Source organism: Citricoccus zhacaiensis (genome assembly GCF_014645315.1).
GTDB lineage: Bacteria > Actinomycetota > Actinomycetes > Actinomycetales > Micrococcaceae > Citricoccus > Citricoccus zhacaiensis.
In genome coordinates, this window is record NZ_BMLQ01000021.1 from 1 (window position 1) to 829 (window position 829).

General features: G+C 65.7%; 1 protein-coding gene. It reads left to right on the top strand.

Annotated features, from left to right (window positions below; translation table 11 throughout):
* The first annotated feature begins 23 nt into the window (after positions 1–23).
* The gene (locus IEX49_RS16620) at positions 24–773 is read left to right on the top strand and encodes an ATP-binding protein (RefSeq protein WP_188807298.1); all 750 of its coding nucleotides are present in this window, start codon (positions 24–26) and stop codon (positions 771–773) included.
* The last annotated feature ends 56 nt before the right edge of the window (positions 774–829 follow it).

Sequence of the window (829 nt, forward strand, 5' to 3'; positions counted from 1 at the left end):
TACTACGCGGCGGGAGGCACCCGGTGACCCGGATCGATACCGAGACCAAACGCAAGCTACGCGAGATGGGAGCCACCGCCCTGCTGGAGTCTCTCGAGGCCCGGGACGAGACCCTCATGCTGGGCCTGGGCTTCGAGGACCAGGTCAGGCTCGTCGTGGACGAGGCCCACACCTCCTTCACCCACGCCAAGGTCGAGGGCCTGATCCGGCGGGCCGGACTGCGCTACCCCAACGCCGACCTACGCCGGCTGGACCTGCTAACCGAGCGCGGCCTGGACCAAGGGGTGATCGCCCAGCTCGGAACCTGCTCGTTCATTGACCGTCAGCAGAACGTCGTCTTCCAGGGCTTCACCGGCTCCGGGAAGTCCTATCTGGGCTGCGCGCTGACCAAACAGGCCTGCCAGCACCGGATCCGGGCGCACTACATCCGGATGCCGGACCTGGCCGAGGCCTGGGCACTGGCGAAGGACAAGCCCCACGGGCAGCGGACGTTCTTGAAGAAATACGCCGCGTTCACCCTGCTGGTCATCGACGAGTGGTTGCTGGACCACCCCGATGAGGGCATGCGCAGCATGCTGCTGGAGCTGCTCGAGCGCCGGTATGGGAACACCTCGACGGTGTTCTGCACCCAGTACGCCCAGAAGGACTGGCACCAGCGACTTGGCTCCGGAGTCCACGCCGACGCCATCATGGACCGGATCGTGCACAACACCCTCTGGATCGAGACCGGCAGCTTCAACATGCGCGAACACACCGCGATGAACGGTCTCTAGAAACCGCCGTTGAGAGCCGGTGGCTCTGACCCCATCGGCCACCGGCTCTCAACGGC